Here is a 23,809-nt window from a genome sequence, read left to right on the forward strand (position 1 = left end):
GATTCTTCTACAATTAATATGGTATCATTACAAAAATAATATTTTAGAGTAGACTATGAAAAAAATTTTAGTAACAATTTTAATAACAGTTTTTTTATCTCCACTTTATGCAGTTGATTATTCAGAAATGAGTACTCAAGAGTTAATAGTAATTATGGGGTATGTTAAAAAACAAAATGAAGAAAAATTTAAAAAAGAATTGAAAGAAAGAGTTCCAACTATGAATGCCAAAGAAAAGGCAAAATATCAAGAAAATCTCAAAAAGATGAAAAACAAAAAATGAAAACTAGACTATTACTCCTTGAGGATGATTTAACATTAAGTGAAACTGTAGTTGATTATTTTGAAGAGCAGGGCTTTGAAGTAAGAGCTGTATATGACGGAGATGAAGCAAACGATGTTATATATGAGGAGAAGTTTGATATATTTTTACTTGATGTAAATGTTCCATCTTTAAATGGTTTTGAACTATTAAAGTCTGTAAGAGAACAAGGAAACACAACTCCAGCTATATTTATAACTTCATTAAACTCTATGAACTCTTTAGAAGAGGGCTTTGAAAGTGGTTGTGATGATTACATAAGAAAACCTTTTGAGTTAAAAGAGCTTTTACTTAGGGTTCAAACTATTATAAAAAGAGAGTTTTCTAATAAAAAAGAAACAATTATAAATCTTGGTGAATCAGTTACTTTTGATACAAATACAAATGAAGTAAAAAAAGATGGGGAAGTTGTGGCTTTAAATTTTAAAGAATTAAAGCTTTTAAAGTTTTTTCTTCAAAATCAAGATGAGTTATTAGTTCATGAAAGAATATTTGACTTTGTTTGGGATTATGATGAGGAACCAAGTGATAACTCCCTAAGAACCTATATTAAAAACTTGAGAAAAGTGTTAGGAAAAGATAGAATTGTTAGTCTTAAAAAGCTTGGATATAGATTTAACTCAAAGTGAGAAGAAAACCCTTCTTAGCTTTTTATCTTTATATTCATTTTTCACAATTGTAATTTTATTTTTTATATCATTTTTATATTTTTCATTTCAAAAAAATTTAATGCTTCAAGAAAAAAGAGTATTGATGCAAGAGTATTCAAATGATTTTATCTTTAGATTAAAAGATTTACATATTAATTTTGATAAATATAAATTTTATCCTAGAGATGAAAGATATAATTCTGCTATTTATGATAGTGATAGAACTTTGATATTTTCAACCTTAGAATCAAAAAAAGTTAATCTTGATGAAATAAGTTATACAAGCAATAAAAAAATACATTTTATAGAAGAACCAGAATCTTATTATTTAGGAGCAAAATATGTTGTTTTGGAAATTCAAGATGATGGTATTTGGCTTGAAAAACTAAAAAAAGAGATATTTATTTTTGTTGTGATTGCATTTGCTTTTATGACTTTACTTGGATATTTTTTATTAAGAATTTTTTTAAAACCAATGAGGGATGCCTTACATCTTTTAGATAGATTTATTAAAGACACAACCCATGAGTTAAATACTCCAATTTCTGCAATTATTACAAATGTGGAGATGATTGATACAAATAGTTTAGATGAAAAATTATCTAAAAAAATAAAACGAATTGATATTGGTGCAAAAACAATATCAAATATATATGAAGATTTAACCTATTTAACTTTAGATAATAAGATTATTTCTCAAAATGAGAATTTAGATTTAAGTAAAATTGTTCACCAAAGGTTAGAATATTTTAAAACTCTTGCCGATGTTAAAAAAATAGAACTTATTGAAAATATTGAGGAAGATGTTACTATTTTTTGTGATGTTAAAAAAATCTCTAAACTTATAGATAACCTTTTATCAAATGCAATTAAATATAATAAAGTAAAAGGTTTTATAAAAGTAACCCTTACAAAAAAATCTTTGATTGTGGAAGATAGTGGGAAAGGTATGACTGATAGCCAAGTTGAACAACTTTTTGAAAGGTATATAAGGTTTGATAAGAGTGTAGGTGGCTTTGGAATAGGTTTAAATATTGTTTCTATGATTGCAAAAGAGTATAACTTTAAAACCAATGTAGAGTCAGAAATTAAAATTGGTACCAAAATGGAGCTAATATGGGAAAATTAATTTTAGTATTAACTTTTTTTATAAACATTTGTTTTGCTAATGTCTATGAAAATAATTGTGTATCATGCCATGAAAAACAACCTGTTTCAATTGATAAATACTTTTATCGATATCTTTTAAAATATAGTAGCCAAAGAAGTGTAAAAGAGGCTATGACAAATTTTTTAAAGAATCCAAGTAAAGACACAACTATCATGCCTGAGGCTTTTATTGATAGATTTGGTATAAAGGATAAAACACAATTATCAGACAAAGAACTAAAAGAAGCTTTAGATATCTACTGGGAAAAATACAAAGTATTTGGAAAACTACAATAAATTTTTTACTTTTTTAAATCATTCACAATCGATTCACAATTAATTTTTATACTTCTTCTATAAATAAAACATAGGAGTACAAAATGAAAACTACAAGAATTTTAACAGGAGTTGCACTTTTAGGTTTAACTTCACTTTTTGCAAATGATGGAGCAGGATTATATCAATCATGTGCAGCATGTCATGGTATAAATGCTGAAAAAGCAGCATTAGGTAAATCTCAAATTATTAAAGGTTGGGATACAGCAAAAATTGAAACAGCTTTAAAAGGTTATAAAAATGGATCTTATGGTGGAGCAATGAAAGGTGTTATGAAAGGTCAAGTAGCAAGACTTTCAGATGCAGATATAAAAGCATTGGCTGAATATATCTCAAAAATGTAAATAAAGGTTCCTTTAAATAGGAACCTCTGAAAAGGATTTATTATGTTGAAAAAAATAGCTTTAACAGGATTACTTTTTATCTCATCTTTATATGCAGGTAGTGATAGATTTCATGATTTTGCAAAAGTTTCATATTCTGAGCCTATTTATGATTATGTTTATGATAGAGAATCTCAAAGAGAATGTAAAGAGGTAAGATATAAAGTAAGAGATGATAGATATTATTCAGATTATGATGATAATTTAGGTGTTGATACACTAATAGGAACAGCAGCAGGTGCTGTTATAGGAAGCCAAATTGGTAAAGGTAATGGTAGAGTTGCTGCACAAATTGTAGGTGGATTATTAGGTGCTAAAGTTGCCCATGAAATTAGAAACAATTACAGACCAAATGATAGATATGATGATAATTACAGATATGAAACAAAAACTGAATGTTATGATAAACCAATAACTTCAAAAAGAAAGACTATTACAGGATATAAAAACTATTTTGTTTATAATGGAGTAGAACATTATAAAATTTCAGATAGGCCAATGAGAAGAGTTAAAATTACTCATACAATCAATTTTTAAACCTAAGTTTAAAAACTTAGGTTTAGTTTTATGATAATAATCTTGTTACCATAGCTTGATTGATATTCTTTGATTGAGCTGCTCCATAAGCTCCAATTTGAGCTAAAATATTTTGCTTACTAAAATTAGAGACCTCTTGTGCATAATCAATATCTTGAATTATTGATGAAGAAGCACTTGTTTGTGTAAATTCAGAAATTAAGTTTCTTGAAGTACTTTGAAGTTGATTTTGTACTGAACCTATATCACTTCTAAATGAACTTACATTATCAATTGCATTATCTAAATTTTCTAAAAAATCCCTAGCTGTTTGAGATGTAAATGTAGCTGGGTCTTGATTTAACAAGCCATCTAATCCCACTCCTGTAGTATTAGATTGAATTGCTGGCGTATCTATTAAACTATCTGAATTTTGACCTGCTTGAATTTGAAAACTTGATGATTCACTGTTATCTGTTGAACTATTTTGTAAAAGGCTTTCTCCATTATAGTTTGTATTACTAGCAATATTATTGAAGTTTTCTAGAAGTCCTTGAATATCATTTAGTAGTGATTCTCTTCCCTCTTGGGATGTTGTATCTGTAGATGCTTGAAGAAGCTTTTGTTTTACTTCATCCAAGATTTCAGACTGACTTGTTAATGCTCCATCGGAAATTTGTAATGCCGCTAAACCACTATTAACATTATCAATTGATTGTGAAATTCCACTTGATTGTATTTGAAGATTTTGTACAATTGATAAAGCTGAAGCATCATCTGAAGCACTATTTAATTTTATACCAGTTGCAATTCTGTTTAAAGCTTGATTTGCATTTAAATAATGGATTTGATTATTCTGAATATTGTTGTTTATTTCCAAAATATCCTCCTTACCAATCTTTAATTAATCTTAATACTAATTCAATTAAAAAATTATTAACAATATAAATTACATTGATTGAATTTATAATCAAATTATATATTATATATTTGACTTTAAATGCATTTTCATATAAAATTAAATTATGTACAATTATTCATACAAAAGTAAGATTTTAATTAGTTATTTTTTAATTATATCAATTGTTGTTTTTCTTTTAATAAATTTGTTTATAGTAACAAATTCATCTGATGTAGGACAAATAACTCAGAAAAATATGTACAATAAAGCATTGGAAAGAGAAAAGTTTTTCCACATTTTTTTTAAACCATACTTTAGTTCTATTAATGCAGTTACAAGAAATAAAAATTTTAAAAATTCACTTACTAATGGTATTGATTATAAATATATTCAAAATTATTTTATTAGTTTACATGCTTCCTTACCTAACCTTAGGCAAATAAGATATTTAGATTTTGATGGAAATGAGATTATCAGAGTAAATTCATCTTTTTTAAATTCTAATGATAGTTTAAAAAAGACAATTGAAGTAGTTCCTCAAAATAAATTACAAAATAAGAAAGAAATTCAATATTTTAAGAAGTTTAAAGAATTAAATATAGGTGAAGTTGGTATTTCAAAAATTGAATTAAACAAAGAGTTTGGCAAAATAACTTTACCAAAACAACCAGTAGTTAGATTAGGAATGATTTTAACTGATAATGATAAAAATAAAAAAGGTATTATTATTTACAATATCTCTTTGCGTGAATTATTTAAAAACTTAGATGATACAGTTTTATATCATACACATTTAATAGATAAAAATGGTTCTTTTCTAAGTCATCATAATCCTAATTATGGGCTTATTGGAAAAGATATGAGTTATAATTTATATGATGAATTTCCAGAATATGCTTATACTGTATTATCAGAGGATAGCTATTATTTGAAGAATTTTTATTCTTTTAGAATACGTGATTTTAATAATGGACAAAATATAAAGATGGTTTTAGAACCAAAATTTTTAGAAGAGGTAGAACAAACACAAAAGACACAAAATAATTTTGTTTGGCTGAGTATCTTATTTTCTGTTGTTCTTTTACCTGTAATAATTTATTTTTCAAAATTACCTGATTTTTTAAGGGATAAAGCAAATAAAGAACAACAACATGACAAATTAACTGGTTTACCAAATAGAGTTACATTGGTAAATGATTTAATCAACAAAAAATTTCCTAGTTCTACAATTGTTATATTAATATCAATCAATAATTTACTAAAAATACAAAGTACCTATGGATTTAAAATTTCTGATGAAGTGGTGAAGACATTTCATAAAATGTTAAATTCATTAGATGAAGAAAATATTTTAAAAATTTATTCTAATAATTACAGTACCTTTACCATAAATTTTGAATATACGGATTATGGTTCTTTTAAAAATTTCATCGATTTTTTAGTAAATAATCTAGAAAGTTGCTCTTTTACCTTAAACGATGAAGAGTTTGATTTTCTTTTAGATATCACTTTAGGAATTAGTAATCCTCACAAATTAAATTATGGTATAGAGGAGTTAAGTGAAGCAGAAAATGCTTTAGAAATAGCATTAAGTAAAAATAAACCATACGATATCTTTGATGCAAAACACAATGAAAATATAAAAACAAACAAAGAGAATATTCAATTAGCAAGAAAAATCAAAAATGCAATCGAACAAAATGGATTAATTCTTCATTATCAACCAATTTTTAATAATCAAAGTAAAAAAATTGAAAAATACGAGTGTTTAGCAAGAATTAAAGATGGAGATGAATTGATTTATCCAAATATATTTTTGCCAATTTCTAAACAAATAAACAAATACAATAATTTATCTTTTTTAATAATTGATAGGGCCTTTGAATATTTTAAAGACAAAAGTGTTGAGTTTTCAATAAATCTTAGTATTTTAGATATTACAAATATAGACTTACAGAAATATTTATTTGAAAAAATTGAAGAATTTGATGTAAAAGATAGATTAGTTATTGAAATAGTTGAGCAAGAGGGTATTGCCAATTATGCGGAGTTTATTAGTTTTTTAGAAAAAATCAGAGAATATGGTTGTAAAGTAGCAATTGATGATTTTGGTAGTGGATATTCAAATTTTGATTACATTGTTAAAATGAGTGATTATATTGATTACCTTAAAATTGATGGCTCTTTAATAAAAGGTATAAGTACGAATCCAAAAACCCAATTACTTGTTGGAACACTAAAGTTTTTATGTGATAACTTAAGGATAAAAGTAATTGCTGAATTTATTGAAGACAAAGAAACCTTTGAAATTATTGTAAATATGGGGGTTGTATATTGTCAAGGATATTATATCGGTGAACCTCAAGATAAAATAAAAGAAGAAAACAATGAATGATTTTAATAAATGGTTTGATGCGAATATGAGTAGAATCATATGGATTCTACTAGCAATTCAAGCAATTGCAGTTTCTATTTCAAGTTTTAATTAATTTCCAGTAATTGCTCTATAAGCTTTACTACTCTTATCTTCAATAAACTCTCCTGCATCACCATTGTAATCATTTTCAATCTCATCAGCAACATATACACCACCAACAACAGTACCTGTAACTAATAGTGCTGTAACACATCCAGAAAGAGTAAAACTAAGTAAAATAATAAAAAATATATTAATGATTTTCATCTAATTAACCTCAAAAAAAAGTAAGTGATTATAACAAGTTTTTACTTTTAACATTTAGAGTTGTATTTATTTTTATCTTCTATATATTACTAATAAATTTATAAATAGAGATATTATATTATTATAATTACATTATATATTAAAGGAAATAGATGAATTTTAATTATTTAAAAGTAGGTACACTTGCTTTAAGTGTTATCTTATTTACTGGTTGTGCAAGTAGTTTAACAACAAAAATTGATACTCCAATTTCTCAAATAACTGCAGATAAATCAAAAAGTTATATTACTTTTGCTAGACCTCAAACACTAGGTGCAGCATTAAGTAATACTGTAATTGAATTTGACCCTTCAACAAAAGAAACAAAACTTGTAGGAACATTAGGATCTTATGATAGAATAATTTATGAGACAACCCCAGGAACGCACTTTTTTTATATGAGTGGGGGAGAAAATGATGATATGATAAAAGTTTCAACTGATAATTCTAAAATGTATTATGTTGCAACACAAGTACAATTTGGACTTGTAGCTGGAAGGTTTTATTTTAAACCAATAAAAAGTTCTACTTTTAAAAGTTTAACTTTATTAAAAGATTCTGAATGCACAGATGAAATTATTGAAAAATATGGATTTGAAAAACATGAAGGCCAAGTAGACACTTTTGAACAATATAAAAGTAATTCTTTAAATGTAATAATAACTTGTAATGGTGGAAAAGTTAGCAACATAAATAATTTAAATGCTAGTTTAGATGAAATTGAAGAAAGTGATATTATAAAACCAAATGAAAAGGCTTATATTCAATATAAAAAGAATCTAAAAGATTATACTTCTGAAATAAATGAAGATTTTGATGAATGGTTAAAAGAAGACTCTAAAGAAACAGAAATCAAAAAAGAAGATGGATTTTTTCTTTAAAGTATAAAGTGGTACCGCTAGTCGGACTTGAACCGACAAGACCGAAGTCACCGGATTTTGAATCCGGTGTGTTAATTATCAAAAATTTATAATTTACTATTAAAAGTCCTATAAAATCAACACTTTTAGTGATACTTAATAAACTTAATATTTTTAAAATAGTATAATATTAAGAATAAATTGTGTCCTGTTTTGTGTCTTAAAGGGTTTTGAATGTACTTAAAATTTGATTTAAAAAAATATAATACGAGTGGACTTTCATATAAAGATGATGGTCAAATTCCAAAAAATAAGATAAAAAATGGAAAGATTATAAATACTTCATCAATAAAGTTTTTATATCCTTATAAGATTCAAGTTCGTGCTAATAAAATGATTAATGGTAAAAGAACTAATATAAAAAGAACATATGAATTTCCTCCTGATAAAACATTACTTGAAGCAGTAAAAGATTGTTCTCAACATTACATAAAACTTATGAAAGCTACTAATTTAGATAAATTTAAAAAAAATGAGATTACAGAATTTTCTTCTTTTGGAACAGTATGGAAACATTATTTAGATTATAAAGAACATCAGTACAAAAGTAGAGTTGATAAAAATGATTTTGATAGATTAAATAAAGAAAGATTTTATAATAAATGGTTAAAAAATATTATAGATGAAATACCTGTAAATAAATTAACTAATGAGGATTTAGTAAAAGTAATATCTAAAATGAAAAATACTAAAACTGGTGAAGATTTAGCAGAAAGAACAAAAAGAACAGTTTATCAAACTGTTAATCCTGTTTATTCATATTTGAAAATGAAAAGAATTGTTATTGAGTCACCTGCATCATTAAGTGGATTACCTTCTTTAAATAACACTCGAAAAATAAATTTATCAATCGACCAAATTAAAGATATTTTTTTGAAATTATATAACTATGATATTAAACCTTTTAAACAAATATTTATGTGGTTAATGCATGGACGTCGACTTAATGAAGTTTTAACTTTAGAATGGAAAGATATTGATTTTGAAGAAAAGATTTATACGATTAGAGCATGTAATAATAAAGCTCGGATAGATATGATTTATGTTCTTACTCCACGATTAATAGAATCACTCAATCAATTACAAGTTAAAAAGTACGGTTACATTTTTCCTGCTCTCACTGATAATAGTAAACCTATGTCAGACAATACATTACGTACACATTGGGATAAATTAGAGCTGCCAATAGTAAAGCATCAATTAAGAAACTGTATTCAAGTATATCTTAAAAATGTACATGCTATTTCGCGTGATATTGTTGATAGTATTATAGGTCATAAACAAACACAAAATGTAGGTGATAGATATGGTAATTATCAAGAAGAAATTTTAGCTAAAAAGTTAAACCTAATGCTAGATGAAATTTTTGATGATGATTATTCCGAAAAAATAGATCCACAACAAGAAAAACTACATAAGTTAAAAGAAATTTTTCCTCACAAAGATGAATATTTTTTAAAAAAAATATTAGAATCTATTTAAATTTAAATGAATTTTATAAAAAATTGTTTTTTTGACATTAAAAATTAAAAAGTTAAATATTAAATAGTTTACAATTTTAATAAAATTTTAAAAATAATTTTATCCATATATCTTCATATTTATCTTAAATTAATCTATTTAATTGGAATACTTCTCATAAACTCCCTTTTTTTAGTGCTTTTATTGCACTTTTAAACTTGACAAAAACTTCATAGAGTGTTAGCATTTCAATATTAAAAGTATTAAATAATAATTTTAAGGAGCTAAGATGCAAGTACTATTAATCAATCCAAATGAATTCAATCAATTAGTAAAAAAAATTGATAATCTAACTTTTTCTGTTTCAAAACTTGTTGTAACACAAGAGGAAAAAGATAAAAAATTTCAAAAAAAAGAATTAACAATAAAGGAAGCTATTCAATATACAGGGTATTCAGATTCTTGGTTTAGGGTTAGGTTAAAAGATGGAAGTCTTAACTCAAGAAAAGAAGGTGCAAAAATAAAAATGATAAATAAAAAAGAACTTGATAATTTGATAAATAAATAATCAGGAGTTTATATCATGAATGAAAAAACTGCAGACGAAACAATAATGTTTTTTGAAGAGGCTAGAGTAGTTTTATACTCTTTGGATGAAAGAATTATGGCTTTTAATGAAGCATCAGAAAGATTAGATAAATCGATTGAAAGTTTCAAAAAAGTTGATAGTGATATTAATAAATTAGGTGAAGTTATTTCTAAAAAAATTTATCTAAAAAATATTGAAGAAGAAGTTAGTAAATCAGTAGAATATTTGTTTGATGCAGATTTAGAAATAAGGAAATATTCTAAATCGATAAATGATTTTAGATTCCATTATCTTTCAATTTTTACAGCAATCATTATATCTAGCACCTTTGCTTCATTAATTACATTTACAATAATAAAGTTTGATTATTTTGAAGAACTTTATCATCTATTTTTTTAGAAGGAGTATTTTATGAGATTTAAAAATATTGTTGTAGTTAGTTCAAAAGGTGGTGTAGGTAAAACAGTTTTTGTTTTTCATATTTTATCATATTTATTAAGAAGAAAAAAATTTAGAATAATTGAAATTGATGACAATAATAATTCATCTTTATCTTTTAGTCAATCCAATTTATTAGAAAATAGAGTTACTTCATGTGATGTTTCTCAAGGATTTCAAAAGTTAGAAGAACTAGTAATTGAAAATATGTTTGAAGATGAATTAATTACTGTAATAGATTCAGGAGGTGGAAATGATAGTAAAAAAGTCATTAATAGTATTATTAGACAAGAGTTAACAACAAATACTCTATTTATAATTCCTTTTTTAGCTGATTTTAGTCAGATTTCTAATCTAATAGAAACTGTAGATCTAGTGAAAAAATATAATTATGCTGTAGTTATAAACAATATCAATCTAAGTGATAAAAATGATTTAATGTTTATTGATGGAAATGATGATTTTGAAATTCAATCGTTTAAAAAAATTTTTGATAATTTTTTTATTATCGAAAAAACAAATCTTTTTTCTTATTCTACTTCAAGATATAAAACTACAATTTATGATTTTGCACAAAGAGCTTTTAAATTTAATCAAAATGAAATACTTGAATTTGCAAAAAAAGAAACATTTGGTGAAAAAACAGCAATGTTAAATATTTATAGAGACTGGAAAATTTCAAGATTAGCAAAAGACTATTTGTTAAATTCGAATATTAAATTGTTAGAGGATTATATAAATGAATAAAAAACTACTAGAGTTTATGAGAAAAAACACACCTCGTAAGAGATTTTCTGTGTTGGAAAAATATGAAGATGAAATTATGCAATTAAATATATCTAATTTCACACATGAACAGATTTTAACTTATCTTGTTGAAACATATGAAATAAAAATAACTAGACAGTCAATATCAAAATTTATAAAAAAGAAAAAACAGTTAAAAAATACTGAGAAAGATAATTTAAAAATAGAGGAGGACAAAAAAAATGATTTAAAAAATATGTTCAAAAAACATCTATAAAAGTACTAATTTGCACTTTTTTGCAAGAAGAGTTTACCCCCTTTCAATAAAATAGAAAGGTTATGAAATAAAAATAAAGTCAAAGCAGTTTATAGAAACTATTCTGCATACGTTTAGAAAGTTTATTGTTAACGAAATTCATTCAGACCATACGCCATTTTAAATGGAAGGTCTTTAAAACAAAATTTATGAGGTCAAAATATGAAAGATTATACAAAAATTATTATTCAAACTTTTTCAGGAGTGTTTAACACTGGTAATATAAAAAATGAAACTGAAAGTTTTATTTATAATGATAACATAGAAAGAAGAAGAATTACTTCAGATATAACTAATACATGGTGTAAAATTAGTGTTGAAGAGGATTGTATTAAAGAATTAAATATAGTTTCGGGTGATTGGGATAAAGATGCTGATATAATGTATTTTTATATGAATAAATATCTTCACAATCATAAAGATTTTATTAGTTTAAATAAACAAATAAAATTACAATCAAAAGAAATTTTTTACTATCTACAGAGTTTAAATGATGTTAAGTATATCTAATATGTCACCCGAAGCTGTTGCTAATTATCATGATGAAGATAAAAACTATTATCATGAAGATGAACTTCAAGGAAAATGGCAAGGTCAAGGAGTGGATAATTTAAACCTTCGAGAATTTAACTATAATGATTTCAAAAGACTTTGCAATGGGATTCATCCTTTTGAAGATAAGGTATTAGTAGATTCTTCAAAAAGAGCAGGAACTGACTTAACTTTTTCTGCTCCAAAATCAATTTCAATTTTGATTGAAATTTCAACTAAAGAAATAGAAAAGGAGATAAGACTAGCTCATGATATTGCAGTTAAAAATACTTTATCTTATATAGAAAAAGATTATGCACAAACAAGACAACAGCTTTTTGGTATTAGAGAAGTATTAAATACTAAAAATTTACTGATTGCAAAATTTCAACACGACATTAGTAGAGAACTTGACCCACAGCTTCACACTCATGCATTTATTTTGAATTTAACACAAAAAGGAAATAGTGAATGGAGAGCATTACATAATGACTTATTATTTAAAAACAAACAATTTTTTGGACAAATTTATAGAAATGAATTATCACTAAATATTAGAAAAATGGGGTATGGAATTGAAATAACTGATGTCAAAAATGGTTTCTTTGAAGTTAGTGGGATAAGTAAAAAATTGATTAATGAATTTAGCAAAAGAACAGAACAAGTAAATAATAGTTATGAAGAATTAAAAAGAAAGTTTCCAAATTTTAATGAATGGAAATTAAGAGAAATGGCAAAACTTGATTCTAGAAAATCAAAAAATAAAAAGATGAATAGGGTAGAAATTAAAAAAAATAATTTATACAGAGCAGAATCTATAGAAAATGTTGATAATGTATTAGATAGTGTTAAATTTAAAAATTTTAAAAATAAGAAATTAACATTAAAACAATATTTTGATATTGCAAAAGAAATATTAACTAACAAAGAATCAGTTTTTACTAAAGAATTGCTATTGAGAGAAGTGATGAAATTATCGATAGGAGAATATAGGCTAGATGATTATTTAGAAGAATTTACTAAAGATAAAGAACTTATTAAATTAGATAAAAATGTTTATTCAACTTTAGAAATAGTTAATATTGAAAAAGAAATTCTAAAAAAAATAGAATTATATAAAAATAGTTTTAACTCTATTTCTTCAGAAAATCAATTAAGTTCTTTTATTGAAAGAAATTTTTCAAAAATGACAAAAGGACAAAAAACTTCTTTTATAAATATTTTAAATAATAACGACTTAATATGTACAATTCAAGGTGATGCCGGTTCCGGGAAAACTTACATGCTTAGAGCAGTAGAAAAATTTATTAATGATAAATCATCTATTCAAGGATTATCTTTTACAGCAAAAGCTTCCTATGAGCTTGAAAAAGAGTCAAATATAACATCATCAACTCTTAATACTTTTTTTAATCAGAAAGAATTTAAAAATAATCAAATTTACATAGTTGATGAAGCATCAATGTTGGGTTCTAAACAAATAAAAGCTTTGATTGATAAGGCTATAGAAACAAACTCAAGAATTGTTTTAGTTGGTGATATTAAACAATTTCAACCAATTACTGCAGGTGCAATTTTTGAACAATTACAAAAAGAAGGTTTAATAAAAACTAGTTATATGAACGAAACAATTAGAGCAAATACTATTATCATGAAATCTTTGTATTCTGATGTTAAGTCAAAAAATATTGAATCTGCTTTTAAAACATTAGAATCTAATTCTCTTATTATTGAATCAAATAATTTAGATGAAATAAAAAATGAGTATTTAAAAGATTTAAATCATTCACTTCTAATTGTTTCAAAAAATACAGATAGAATTATCTTAAATAATCTAATAAGAAACTCTTTAATTCAAAATAAGTCAAAAAGTAGATTAATCTATACTAGAGAATCAACTAATTTAAATGAATTAGAAAAACATTTTTATAGATACTATAAAGAAAATCAAACTGTGATTATTAACAAGGGGATAAAAGGACTTAAGGCAGGAACTCAAGGAATAATTAAATCCATAGATTCTAATTCGAATAGTATTCTAATTTATGCAAATGAAAAAAATATAATTATTGATTTAAAGAAAGATGGTCAAAAGATATCAACATATGAGAATTTAAAAAAAGAATTTGCTATTAATGAAAAAATCATATTTACTAAAAATAACAAAGAAATAAATATTAAAAATGGTCAAACTGCTAAAATTATAGGATTCAACAAAAATATTGTGTATGTGGAAAAAGACAATAATATAATTTCAATAGACACTAATGAATATAACTATTTTGATTATTCATATGCAATTACGGATTATAAATCACAAGGACAAACTTCAGAAAAAGTAATAATATTGACTGATGCAGACAGAGCTAATACAAATTCTTTGTATGTGCAGATTACAAGAGCAAAAAAAGAAGTAAAAATTTTTACAAATTCTATAGACCGATTAAAAATAAATGCAGTTAAATCTCAAGCAAAAAGTACAACAATAGAATATTTTAGAACAAAAGTTATAGAAGAAAAAAATCAAAATGAAGGATTACATTATGAACAAGTTACAAGAAAATCAATTATTAGTATATTGGGAGAATATGGAGAAAAGCTTAGAGTTAAATTTGGAACTATCTCAAATGATATTAAAAATTTTATTAGAGGAAAAAAATATCTCTCAGAAGAGTTTAAAGTTGATATTAGAAAAAACAGATACAGAATTAATGAACTTAGAAAAGAAAAAGAACTTAATGTAGTTAGAAACCTTATTGATAATTTAAATAAAGATAAATCATTAGAAATTGGGCAGGGATATTAAAATGAGAAATAATAGTTTTTATTTGTTACTAATTACATTGATTTTTAATAAATATCTAATTGAAAATATTTTTTTAATTTATTATAGAGAAGATAGGAATCTATTTATTTTTTTCTACCTATTACTTTTTATAATCGAGTATATATTTTATATTTATTACATTTTTGAATATAAAAAAGTCAATGATAGAGTTTATTTTTTTAGGTCATGGATGATGGGTTCATATTCAAATTTTTTCTCACAAACTGAAGGAAATAAATGGACATCTTCAAAAATTGTAAAAGAACGATTGAAGTATGGGGATTTATATATAAACAATTTTAAGTTTGATGATGATGTTATTAATAAATTTTATTTTTTTTCTTTGAGGAAAAAATTTGAAAATTTTAAATGTAAAATTAATACAAAAGATTTAACAAAATCAACTATAGTTTTTGGACAAATGGGAAGTGGTAAATCAGAATTCTTATATTCTTTATTAAAACAAAATACTATGAATAGGTATCTTATCTTTGATTCTAAAGGTGATTTTACACAAAAATTTTATTCAAGTAAAAGAGATATAATCTTAAATCCTTATGATTCCAGATCTTCTATTTGGAATCCTTTTGAGGAAGCTGAATTAAATCCTTATATTGTAGAAATCTTCTTCACAAACTTATTAAATTCAATTGCTGGAGATAAAAAAGATTTTTTTTCTGCTTCCACAAAAGAAAGGTATATGGATATTTTTTATGAAGTATTATATAAAAAATCAGAATTGAATGCAAAACAAAAACTTAGTATTTATGTTAAAGAATTAAAAAGATATTTTTCCGAAGTTTCAAAAAGTAATTCTAAATCAGAAAATGATGTTATATCAACTATGAAACTTTTATTTGAATTTATTGAATACATGGATTTTAAAGTTCAAAATGGATGTAAAACATTTACGATTAGTAATTTTATTATAACAAATAATAGTAAATTGTTTTTGTTAGCTAGGGATGATTTAAAAAGTAAATTAAATCCTTTTTTTACAGCTTTTATAGCAATTTTTGCATCCATACTTTTATCAAGACCTGATAATAAAGCAAATTTAACAGGTTTATTTTTAGATGAATATTTAACTTTTGCAAAAAATTTAGATGAAGAAACATTAGAAGGTTTACATACAAGAATAAGAAGTAAAGGAGGATGTTTAATTACTGCTATTCAATATTTTCCTAAGGCTAAATATGAAGAATTAACACAAAAAATATTAAATTCAAGTAATTATTTGTTCCTCTTTCAAGGAATAGATACATATACTTTAGACATAATTAATAAAACTGTTGGAAAAGTTAGATATAAGAAAGATAGTTTAAAAAAGAATAATAAATCTTTTTATAATAATGAAAGTTTTAATACAGAGGAAACAAATTTACTAAATACAACTATGTTTCATAGTTTAGCTGAAAAATTTGAGCATATTACATATATACCATCTAAAAAATTACTTTACAAAGGCTATACTAATGAAATAAAATCAGTTAAGAGAAATTTAGCATTTGTATTTGATAAAAAAAGTTTATCTAGATTTTATAGAGAGTATAAAGATAAAAATTGAGTTTCATTTTAATTACAATTTATATATAAATAATAATTAATAAAAAATATAAAATCTATTTATTTAATAAAAATTAGATAAAATATTATTAAAAAATATATGGATTATTGACATTGTTTAACTCACTTAAAAAGAAAATAGAAAAAGAATTAGAAGGTTCAATTTATAAAAATAATATTTATAAAGAACTTAAATGGGATTTTATAGAATCATATATTGTTTCATGGTCAAAAAATTATATTTTACAAATATTTAAATATTTTCTATTTTTCTATTTATTATTTATTAGTATAACAATTCTTTTTGAATTATTACGATTTTTTCAAGTGATTGATTTCTTTCTTTTTTTTAAAAAAAATTTAGATTTTAAAGATACTATATTTAATGGACAACTTACGATATTAGCTGTAATTTTTCCTTTAGTTATTGGATTTGTTGGTGTACTTATTAAAGATGATATTGCAAATAAGTCTTTGTGGAAAATTTATAATAGATATTCAGGATTTATGTTAGTTGGCTTTAGTGGACTTTCTTTAAGTGCAATTATAATTTTAGATAATTACTTTAAACCTTTTCTAATTGATGAATTAAGTATTGTAATTTCATTGATTTACAGTTTTTGGTTTTTATTAAATTTATTATTACTTAGTTGGCTTCTTCATTCAACATTTAATTTTATAAACAAAACTAAACAAAATGAAATAATTAAAAAATATACTACAAATATAGTTTTAGAAGAAGAAATTAGAAAAAGACTTTATTCCTTGATTCCCAAAATTCCAGATAAATTAAGTTTATTACCAACAAGTATTAATGCAAATCAAAAAATCTCTTTTCATTTTTTTGAAAAATCTAAAGATAACCTAGATAAAGTTTCTAGAAAATTTAAAAAAAAACAATATTTATTAGATATTAATTTTACTTTTTTATCACTAGCTATAAAGTTATGGATGTTTAGAAATTCATATTTTTTAATTAAGGAAAATATGGAGCTTTTTTTACCAACTACAGTTGATGGATATTCTTATAAAGATTTTGACTTAGCTTTACTTAAAAATGATAAATTTACAGTAATAGAAAATTTTTTAATTAGGCGTAGTTACAAGTTTATTTCTAATAATCCATTTGAAGATGATGATGTTGAAAATATTGTAAATTCTTTGTTTAATAATATTGATAAAGCTATAAATTCAAATAATCAAAGACTTTTTGATGATGAAGAAGAAACTTTACGAGATTTTTTACAAACTATATTTAGTATAACTTCATTCATTAATGATGAAGGTAAAATCGATAATTGGTTATTACTATCTAATAATTCATTTTTCTCTCATAAACTATATTATAACCTATTAAGTGAATTTTATTCATTGAATAAAATTCTTATTTCTAAAATAATATCAGAAGATTATTTTTACAGAAGTCTATCTAGTTTTTATCCTTATTCTTTTAGTAAACAAGGTGAGAAACTTCATCATGAAATTCAAAAGGGATTGATGGAATTACATGTAGATTTATGGATTAATTTATTAAAAGAAAATAGAAGAAAAGAAATTTCTAATCTTAACAGTCTTTTAAAAACATATATAGGTTCATGGGAGTCTTGGGGTAGTAAATATAGTGAGTTTGAAGAAAATTGGGAAATTATTTCTAACTACTCGAATGTTTTATTCGATCACCTTATTTTATCTAATAGTCTAATTATTGAGTCTCTTAAATTTAAAAATTATGATGCATCAATTTGGAGTGTTAACATAGTTAATAATTGGTATTCTAACCAATTTTCAATGAAAAAGACACATATTGATTATCTTTGGAAAAAAGAAATTTTATCAACTTCATTTTTTTTAAAAGAGAAAGATGAAAAACTTTTGAAATTTATATTAAATAACAATGAAGAAAAACTTGAAGATGTATTTACTATCGCTTTAAAAAATATTTGGTTTCAGTCAAAGGTAATTACTGCATCTTATATTTTCAATAAGAATTCAGATGAATTAACAACATTAGATAGAAAAATCATATTTTCATTGATAAAGGGAGATAAAATAACACCTTTAGACGAAAAAGATTTTTCAAATGTATTTAATAATAATTATGCGTCGGAAATTTTAGAAACATACTTACTTAATTTATATCCTTTTTCTAATATCACAAATAATGGTATCTCAAAAAAATTAATAAAAAAATTTAACAGAATACATGAAGAAGAACATATCTCTGGAAGAATTTATTCTGGATTTGGAGGAGAGAATATCTCCAATGTTAAAGATTGTATTATTGCTTTAATTATTTCAAATTCAAAAAATGAATTTAAAATATCTGATTCTTTATATGATTTTATTTTTTCTGAATTAGTAGATATTCCTTTCAGAGATTCAATAATATCATATTTAGAAGAATTATTGGTTTTTGAAGTTGAAACAGAATCTAAGGTGAAAGCACTTTTAAATACAGAAAATATTCTGGATTTAATTAATAATTATAAAAAATCTATAAATGCAATTATAGATAAGATTAAAGATGCAACTGAAGAAGAAGTTTATAATACACCTATTAATGAAAGTCGAATTGTTGAACTAAAAAAATATCTGTCAAAAAGTGCATTTAAAAAAGATGATTCTATATTACCACTAAAGTTATTTAATTCAGTAATAGAAGTTGAAGAAACAAAATATGAATCACTAAAATTAAATATTCAGGGTATTAATAAAAGAGATTTAATAAGTAATGAAATAAATAAATCTTATGAAGAAGACACATATTCTGAATTAATGAATAAACAAGTATATATAAAACTTTTTAGAGATATTTTTAATAAAATTGATTATAAAAACAAAGAATTTATTTCAGAAGAAGATTTAATTATAAATATCCTGAGAGATAAAATACTAATTAAAAATAGTATTATATTTATTGGCTCAAATAAAGTAAGAAGTTATTTAAGAAAATTAATATGGGAAAATAATGATAATGTACCTTTTACAGTTAAAAATGCAAATACAATTGAAAATGATTATTTATGCCACATTAATGATACTCCTGTATACTCAATTTATAATTTTAAAATAGATTTTTGTTTATTGATAAATTTAGACATATTTAAACAAGTTGAAATTAAAGTATTTGATAATAAATATTTCGTAGACCTTAAATTTATGGAGTATGAAGATAAGACAAATTCTGGTTTATTACAAATTGAATATTCAATTGAATCTATTTTTAATAGTAACTATGATTGCTACAAATATACATTAGCTGAAGAGAATGTATAAAATACACAATTATATTAAAAGGCTTATTAATGACATTAAATGTTAGAAATTTTATTATAAATGAAATGTGTGTTGATGTTGAAGTTTATCAAAAAAGAATTTCACTTTATTCTGATGGTTTAGATTATATTTTTGAAGAAGTTGGTGATTATTTATTAAATTATGAGATACTTACTGATAGAGAACAATTTATTGAAGATGTATGTAAGTTTATTGATAAATATGGTGTACTATCAGAAGAAACTTATGAAACATTACATATTTTAATTAGAGCTTTTAAAATCTATAAAACAGGTGGATTGTTAGAACTATACCTTTATAATGAATCAGAAAGTTGGGAACCACTTCCAAAGATAACTAAAAATTTGTATCATTTAATGACAGAATCAGATAAAAAAACTTTTAACAATTTACCTGATATTGTAGAAATTTATAGAGGTACTAGTATTATAGAATCAGAAGGAAATATTTTAGACTTTGGTCAATCTTGGTCATTAGATATTGAAAAAGCAAGATATTTTGCATATGAATTAGAGCAAGAAGAAGATAAAAATTTAGATAGAATTGTCTTAAAATGTGAAGTTTTTAAGAGTCATATTTATGCATTTTCACATCATCAAAGTGAAGAATTATGTATTATTAATCCAAAAGGAATAATTACAGATTCTGTAAAAGTTATAGAATGAAAATAAGACATATTTTATTTAAGAAAATTAAGAAATTTGGAATAAAGGAAAAATATTGAATATTGAAAAATTAAAATCTATATTAAAGAAATTCTCAGAAGAAAGAGACTGGGAACAGTTCCATTCTCCTAAAAATCTATCTATGGCATTAAGTGTAGAAGCTTCAGAGTTAGTTGAAATATTTCAGTGGCTTACAGAAGAGCAATCTTACAATCTAAATGAATCAAAAAAACAACATGCAAAAGAAGAAGTTGCTGATATAGCTATATATTTACTTAGAATATGTATGAAACTAAACATTAATTTAGATGAAGCAATTATTGAAAAAATGAAAAAAAATGAAGAAAAGTATCCTGTAGCAAAAGTTAAAGGTTCTGCAAAAAAGTATACTGAACTATGATAGTTTATAAAAAAACAAAAAAACAATTTTTAGAAGATGTATTAGTTAATGATATTGAAATTGAAGATATTATTGCTAATGCAGTTGAAGTTAGCTTAGGTAGAAAAACAGCGAAGAATGAGTATATATCTTGGAAAAACTCATTAAATGAAATGGCCAAAGTTTTATATAGTGATAAAATCCCTAATGACTCAAATGTTTCAATAGAATACAATATCCCAAGAACTGGGAATAGAATTGATATCATAATTTCTGGTCAAGATAAAAACAATGTTGATAAAGTTGTAATCATTGAGTTAAAACAATGGAGTGAAGCTGAACTTACTTCAAAAGATGGAATTATAAAAACTTTTTTAAATAAAGGTCTTAGAGAAACTACTCATCCTTCTTATCAGGCATGGTCTTATGTAAAACTACTTGAAGGTTTTAATAAAGTTGTTGAAGTTGAAAACATTAAATTAATTCCATGTGCTTATTTACATAACTACACTAATGATAATGTATTAAAAAATGAATTCTATGGAAACTATCTATCAAAAGCACCAGTATTTATTAAAGGTGAAAGAAGTTCTTTAATTGATTTTATATCATCACATATTTCTAATGGCGATAAAAATGATGTAATGAGTAGAATTGATAATAGTAAAATAAGACCTTCTAAAACTTTAGCTGATTCAATAAGTTCTATGATTAAAGGTAATGATGAATTTACAATGATAGATAACCAAAAAATTGTTTATGAAACTGCATTACAATTAGCTAGAAAATCTGATAAAAGAAATAAAAATGTACTTATCGTTCATGGTGGGCCAGGTACTGGAAAGTCAGTTATTGCAATTAATTTATTAGCCGAACTTACAAAAAAAGGTTTTAACTCTAGATATGTAAGTAAAAATGCTGCTCCTAGAACTGTATATGAATCAAAACTAACTGGTACGTTAAAGAAAACAGAAATATCTAATTTATTTACTGGTTCAGGTTCATTTGTTGACTGTGTTGAAAATTCATATGATTGTCTTATTATTGATGAAGCACATAGAATGAATGAAAAGTCTGGACTATATGGAAATTTAGGAGAGAATCAAATAAAAGAGTCTATTTACTCTTCTAAATCAGTAATATTCTTTTTAGATGAGGATCAAACTGTTACATTTAATGATATCGGTGAAGAATCTGAAATAAGAAAATGGGCAGAGTATTACAATGCAAATGTAGAAGTTATGGAATTAACTTCACAGTTTAGATGTAATGGTTCTGATGGATATTTAGCTTGGCTTGATAATGTTCTACAGATTAGAGAAACTGCAAATACCACGTTAGATTTAAATGAATATGATTTTAAAATATTTGATAATCCAAATGATTTAAGAGATGCAATATATAAAAAGAACAAAATCAATAATAAAGCAAGACTAGTTGCTGGTTATTGTTGGAACTGGGACAGTAAAAAAGATAAAAATCAAATGGACATTCATATTCCTGAATATGGATTTGAAATGCAATGGAATTTAAATACAGATGGAAGCCTTTGGATTATTAAACCTGAATCAGTTGAACAAATTGGATGTATTCATACTTGTCAAGGATTAGAAGTAGATTATATAGGAGTAATTATTGGTGATGATTTAACTTATGAAGATGGAAAAATAGTTACTAATCCAATAAACAGAGCAAGAACTGACCAATCTTTAAAAGGTTATAAGACTAGACTAAAAGAAGCTATAAAATCAAACGATATTCAAAGAGTAATTGAGATAGAAACTAAGGTCAATAAGATCATTAAAAATACATATAGAACGTTAATGTCTAGGGGAATGAAAGGTTGTTATATATATTGTGAAGACAAAAAACTAATTGTACAACTAAAAAAGGTTTTACAATGTATTCACTAAGTGACTTTAGTATAACAAAAGACTCTTTTTCATCTAAGGAAGAAATTCATATTAAAACAAGAATTGGTATAAAAAAACAAAAAATCAATTTATCTGAACTTTTATCAAACTTATTAGATATAAAACAATATTCTAAATCATATGTTAAAACATTTAAAAAAAAGGTATGTGAATTAAAAGAAGATGAAATTTTAAATTTGAAGTTCAATTTAATACAAGAAAAACATACTGAACAAAAAATTAAAAAAACCAAAAATGATATTGAAAAAAATATTTCTCGCTTTCATTATAAAAATAATGACCAATTCAGAATTGGAATGTTATCACTTGCACCTAAATTATCTTCTAAAGTTGATATTTGTATAATGTCTGGAACATGTGAAAATTTTTGTTTAGGTTATAACATATCAAAAGAAAAAGAAAAAATAACTTTCAAGAATGATAATGGAATATTTTTTAAATTACTTAAAACAATAACTTTTTTGTATAAAACTGATATTTTTTTAGAAAATTTATGTTTAGATATTTTAAAATTTATTAGGTTAAAAAATCCAGTAATAAGATTAAATGGTTATTCTGATATATTGTGGGAAAATATTAATATTTCAATTACACATAATTTGAAAGAAGAGATTTCAAAATTTAACAAAACTCATTTATATGAGAAGAATATTGTTAATAAGTATTATTTAGAAAAGATTATTGATTTAGAAACTCCTATAAATAAAGAACTTATTATTGGAAAAGAGTATAAAATTTTTGAAATATTTTCAGGTATAATTTTCTATGACTACACAAAATATAATTCTACACAAAGAAAAAGTGCATCAAAATTTAGTAATTATTATTTAACTTATTCTTATGATATCCATATTGCAAAAAATAAAGAACATTTAGGAGTAAATACTTTATGTCTAATAACTAAGAAAGACTTCAAAGATAAATTATTATTGAATAAGAAATATTTAGATTATAGTTTAATTGATGGCGACTTATCTGACTTTAGATTAATTGATGAACTAAATTGTAAATCAAAAAAATTAATATTACTTGAAGCTGTAAGTCCTAGTAATAATATTTCGAAGAGAGAAGAAATAGAGTCATCTCCTTTTGTATTAAAAGATATTGGAGATTTAAAAAATATTTTAGAAGTTAATGATGATATTATACAATAATTAAAA

General features: G+C 23.8%; 23 protein-coding genes. 21 read left to right on the forward strand and 2 right to left on the reverse strand.

What is annotated here, in order from left to right; all coding sequences use genetic code 11:
- The first annotated feature begins 55 nt into the window (after nucleotides 1-55).
- From FDK22_RS13070 to FDK22_RS13095, 6 genes are all read left to right on the forward strand, one after another.
- On the forward strand, nucleotides 56-283 hold the full coding sequence (locus FDK22_RS13070) for a DUF1104 domain-containing protein (RefSeq protein ID WP_138153425.1): 228 nt from the start codon (nucleotides 56-58) through the stop codon (nucleotides 281-283).
- Nucleotides 280-951, forward strand: a complete 672-nt coding sequence (locus tag FDK22_RS13075) for a response regulator transcription factor (protein WP_138153426.1) — start codon at nucleotides 280-282, stop codon at nucleotides 949-951. The genes FDK22_RS13070 and FDK22_RS13075 overlap by 4 nt, the downstream gene beginning before the upstream one ends.
- Before the next feature lie 124 nt (nucleotides 952-1,075).
- Complete coding sequence (locus FDK22_RS13080) at nucleotides 1,076-2,101, forward strand: sensor histidine kinase (protein WP_228711720.1); 1,026 nt, start codon at nucleotides 1,076-1,078, stop codon at nucleotides 2,099-2,101.
- Nucleotides 2,089-2,418 (forward strand): hypothetical protein, encoded by a 330-nt coding sequence (locus FDK22_RS13085; RefSeq protein ID WP_138153428.1) that lies wholly within the window; start codon nucleotides 2,089-2,091, stop codon nucleotides 2,416-2,418. The genes FDK22_RS13080 and FDK22_RS13085 overlap by 13 nt, the downstream gene beginning before the upstream one ends.
- A gap of 83 nt (nucleotides 2,419-2,501) precedes the next feature.
- Nucleotides 2,502-2,801, forward strand: coding sequence for a c-type cytochrome (locus FDK22_RS13090; protein ID WP_138153429.1), 300 nt, complete (start codon nucleotides 2,502-2,504; stop codon nucleotides 2,799-2,801).
- A gap of 42 nt (nucleotides 2,802-2,843) precedes the next feature.
- Nucleotides 2,844-3,377 carry a glycine zipper 2TM domain-containing protein gene (locus FDK22_RS13095; RefSeq protein WP_138153430.1) on the forward strand — a complete coding sequence of 178 codons (534 nt, stop codon included), beginning with the start codon at nucleotides 2,844-2,846 and terminating at the stop codon, nucleotides 3,375-3,377.
- A 28-nt stretch (nucleotides 3,378-3,405) separates the two neighbouring features.
- Here FDK22_RS13095 and FDK22_RS13100 read toward each other — a convergent pair whose 3' ends face one another.
- A complete protein-coding gene (locus FDK22_RS13100; protein WP_138153431.1) occupies nucleotides 3,406-4,236 on the reverse strand; it encodes a flagellin in 831 nt (276 codons plus the stop codon).
- A 277-nt stretch (nucleotides 4,237-4,513) separates the two neighbouring features.
- On the opposite strand from FDK22_RS13100, the gene FDK22_RS13105 reads away from it, so the two are divergent.
- Nucleotides 4,514-6,652 (forward strand): EAL domain-containing protein, encoded by a 2,139-nt coding sequence (locus FDK22_RS13105; RefSeq protein WP_212745008.1) that lies wholly within the window; start codon nucleotides 4,514-4,516, stop codon nucleotides 6,650-6,652.
- A 90-nt stretch (nucleotides 6,653-6,742) separates the two neighbouring features.
- On the opposite strand, the gene FDK22_RS13110 is transcribed toward FDK22_RS13105, so the two are convergent.
- The gene (locus FDK22_RS13110; RefSeq protein WP_138153433.1) at nucleotides 6,743-6,940 is read right to left on the reverse strand and encodes a hypothetical protein; all 198 of its coding nucleotides are present in this window, start codon (nucleotides 6,938-6,940) and stop codon (nucleotides 6,743-6,745) included.
- Between the two features lie 152 nt (nucleotides 6,941-7,092).
- Between FDK22_RS13110 and FDK22_RS13115 the strand changes: the two genes are divergently transcribed.
- The 14 genes from FDK22_RS13115 to FDK22_RS13180 all read left to right on the forward strand — a co-directional run bounded on the left by FDK22_RS13115 (nucleotide 7,093) and on the right by FDK22_RS13180 (nucleotide 23,803).
- Nucleotides 7,093-7,860, forward strand: a complete 768-nt coding sequence (locus FDK22_RS13115) for a hypothetical protein (protein ID WP_138153434.1) — start codon at nucleotides 7,093-7,095, stop codon at nucleotides 7,858-7,860.
- A gap of 213 nt (nucleotides 7,861-8,073) precedes the next feature.
- Nucleotides 8,074-9,381 (forward strand): tyrosine-type recombinase/integrase, encoded by a 1,308-nt coding sequence (locus tag FDK22_RS13120; protein WP_138153435.1) that lies wholly within the window; start codon nucleotides 8,074-8,076, stop codon nucleotides 9,379-9,381.
- Nucleotides 9,382-9,649: 268 nt separating this feature from the next.
- Nucleotides 9,650-9,928 carry a hypothetical protein gene (locus FDK22_RS13125; RefSeq protein WP_138153436.1) on the forward strand — a complete coding sequence of 93 codons (279 nt, stop codon included), beginning with the start codon at nucleotides 9,650-9,652 and terminating at the stop codon, nucleotides 9,926-9,928.
- A gap of 15 nt (nucleotides 9,929-9,943) precedes the next feature.
- Nucleotides 9,944-10,348: a hypothetical protein gene (locus FDK22_RS13130; protein WP_138153437.1), complete on the forward strand. Its 405-nt coding sequence runs from the start codon at nucleotides 9,944-9,946 to the stop codon at nucleotides 10,346-10,348.
- Nucleotides 10,349-10,360: 12 nt separating this feature from the next.
- A complete protein-coding gene (locus tag FDK22_RS13135) occupies nucleotides 10,361-11,134 on the forward strand; it encodes a ParA family protein (RefSeq protein ID WP_138153438.1) in 774 nt (257 codons plus the stop codon).
- The gene (locus FDK22_RS13140; RefSeq protein WP_138153439.1) at nucleotides 11,127-11,411 is read left to right on the forward strand and encodes a hypothetical protein; all 285 of its coding nucleotides are present in this window, start codon (nucleotides 11,127-11,129) and stop codon (nucleotides 11,409-11,411) included. Before FDK22_RS13135 ends, FDK22_RS13140 begins: the two co-directional genes overlap by 8 nt.
- 201 nt (nucleotides 11,412-11,612) lie before the next feature.
- The gene (locus FDK22_RS13145) at nucleotides 11,613-11,960 is read left to right on the forward strand and encodes a hypothetical protein (protein WP_138153440.1); all 348 of its coding nucleotides are present in this window, start codon (nucleotides 11,613-11,615) and stop codon (nucleotides 11,958-11,960) included.
- Nucleotides 11,941-14,787, forward strand: a complete 2,847-nt coding sequence (mobF, locus tag FDK22_RS13150; RefSeq protein ID WP_138153441.1) for a MobF family relaxase — start codon at nucleotides 11,941-11,943, stop codon at nucleotides 14,785-14,787. Before FDK22_RS13145 ends, mobF begins: the two co-directional genes overlap by 20 nt.
- A 211-nt stretch (nucleotides 14,788-14,998) precedes the next feature.
- Complete coding sequence (locus FDK22_RS13155; protein ID WP_171012998.1) at nucleotides 14,999-16,375, forward strand: type IV secretion system DNA-binding domain-containing protein; 1,377 nt, start codon at nucleotides 14,999-15,001, stop codon at nucleotides 16,373-16,375.
- 113 nt (nucleotides 16,376-16,488) lie between these two features.
- The gene (locus FDK22_RS13160) at nucleotides 16,489-19,650 is read left to right on the forward strand and encodes a hypothetical protein (protein WP_138153443.1); all 3,162 of its coding nucleotides are present in this window, start codon (nucleotides 16,489-16,491) and stop codon (nucleotides 19,648-19,650) included.
- 29 nt (nucleotides 19,651-19,679) lie between these two features.
- Nucleotides 19,680-20,336 carry a hypothetical protein gene (locus tag FDK22_RS13165; protein ID WP_138153444.1) on the forward strand — a complete coding sequence of 219 codons (657 nt, stop codon included), beginning with the start codon at nucleotides 19,680-19,682 and terminating at the stop codon, nucleotides 20,334-20,336.
- A gap of 55 nt (nucleotides 20,337-20,391) precedes the next feature.
- Nucleotides 20,392-20,736, forward strand: coding sequence for a nucleotide pyrophosphohydrolase (locus FDK22_RS13170; RefSeq protein ID WP_138153445.1), 345 nt, complete (start codon nucleotides 20,392-20,394; stop codon nucleotides 20,734-20,736).
- Complete coding sequence (locus FDK22_RS13175) at nucleotides 20,733-22,628, forward strand: DUF2075 domain-containing protein (protein ID WP_138153446.1); 1,896 nt, start codon at nucleotides 20,733-20,735, stop codon at nucleotides 22,626-22,628. The genes FDK22_RS13170 and FDK22_RS13175 overlap by 4 nt, the downstream gene beginning before the upstream one ends.
- Nucleotides 22,616-23,803 carry a GP88 family protein gene (locus FDK22_RS13180; protein ID WP_138153447.1) on the forward strand — a complete coding sequence of 396 codons (1,188 nt, stop codon included), beginning with the start codon at nucleotides 22,616-22,618 and terminating at the stop codon, nucleotides 23,801-23,803. The genes FDK22_RS13175 and FDK22_RS13180 overlap by 13 nt, the downstream gene beginning before the upstream one ends.
- Nucleotides 23,804-23,809 lie beyond the last annotated feature (6 nt).

Origin of the sequence: Arcobacter arenosus (assembly GCF_005771535.1) — a bacterium.
Taxonomy (GTDB): domain Bacteria; phylum Campylobacterota; class Campylobacteria; order Campylobacterales; family Arcobacteraceae; genus Halarcobacter; species Halarcobacter arenosus.

Bases quoted from the DNA above. Each gene is read 5' to 3' on its own strand.
- FDK22_RS13070 (WP_138153425.1), top strand. From the start codon at position 56: ATGAAAAAAATTTTAGTAACAATTTTAATAACAGTTTTTTTATCTCCA.
- FDK22_RS13075 (WP_138153426.1), top strand. From the start codon at position 280: ATGAAAACTAGACTATTACTCCTTGAGGATGATTTAACATTAAGTGAA.
- FDK22_RS13080 (WP_228711720.1), top strand. From the start codon at position 1,076: ATGCAAGAGTATTCAAATGATTTTATCTTTAGATTAAAAGATTTACAT.
- FDK22_RS13085 (WP_138153428.1), top strand. From the start codon at position 2,089: ATGGGAAAATTAATTTTAGTATTAACTTTTTTTATAAACATTTGTTTT.
- FDK22_RS13090 (WP_138153429.1), top strand. From the start codon at position 2,502: ATGAAAACTACAAGAATTTTAACAGGAGTTGCACTTTTAGGTTTAACT.
- FDK22_RS13095 (WP_138153430.1), top strand. From the start codon at position 2,844: ATGTTGAAAAAAATAGCTTTAACAGGATTACTTTTTATCTCATCTTTA.
- FDK22_RS13105 (WP_212745008.1), top strand. From the start codon at position 4,514: ATGTACAATAAAGCATTGGAAAGAGAAAAGTTTTTCCACATTTTTTTT.
- FDK22_RS13110 (WP_138153433.1), bottom strand. From the start codon at position 6,940: ATGAAAATCATTAATATATTTTTTATTATTTTACTTAGTTTTACTCTT.
- FDK22_RS13115 (WP_138153434.1), top strand. From the start codon at position 7,093: ATGAATTTTAATTATTTAAAAGTAGGTACACTTGCTTTAAGTGTTATC.
- FDK22_RS13120 (WP_138153435.1), top strand. From the start codon at position 8,074: ATGTACTTAAAATTTGATTTAAAAAAATATAATACGAGTGGACTTTCA.
- FDK22_RS13125 (WP_138153436.1), top strand. From the start codon at position 9,650: ATGCAAGTACTATTAATCAATCCAAATGAATTCAATCAATTAGTAAAA.
- FDK22_RS13130 (WP_138153437.1), top strand. From the start codon at position 9,944: ATGAATGAAAAAACTGCAGACGAAACAATAATGTTTTTTGAAGAGGCT.
- FDK22_RS13135 (WP_138153438.1), top strand. From the start codon at position 10,361: ATGAGATTTAAAAATATTGTTGTAGTTAGTTCAAAAGGTGGTGTAGGT.
- FDK22_RS13140 (WP_138153439.1), top strand. From the start codon at position 11,127: ATGAATAAAAAACTACTAGAGTTTATGAGAAAAAACACACCTCGTAAG.
- FDK22_RS13145 (WP_138153440.1), top strand. From the start codon at position 11,613: ATGAAAGATTATACAAAAATTATTATTCAAACTTTTTCAGGAGTGTTT.
- mobF (WP_138153441.1), top strand. From the start codon at position 11,941: ATGATGTTAAGTATATCTAATATGTCACCCGAAGCTGTTGCTAATTAT.
- FDK22_RS13155 (WP_171012998.1), top strand. From the start codon at position 14,999: ATGATGGGTTCATATTCAAATTTTTTCTCACAAACTGAAGGAAATAAA.
- FDK22_RS13165 (WP_138153444.1), top strand. From the start codon at position 19,680: ATGACATTAAATGTTAGAAATTTTATTATAAATGAAATGTGTGTTGAT.
- FDK22_RS13175 (WP_138153446.1), top strand. From the start codon at position 20,733: ATGATAGTTTATAAAAAAACAAAAAAACAATTTTTAGAAGATGTATTA.
- FDK22_RS13180 (WP_138153447.1), top strand. From the start codon at position 22,616: ATGTATTCACTAAGTGACTTTAGTATAACAAAAGACTCTTTTTCATCT.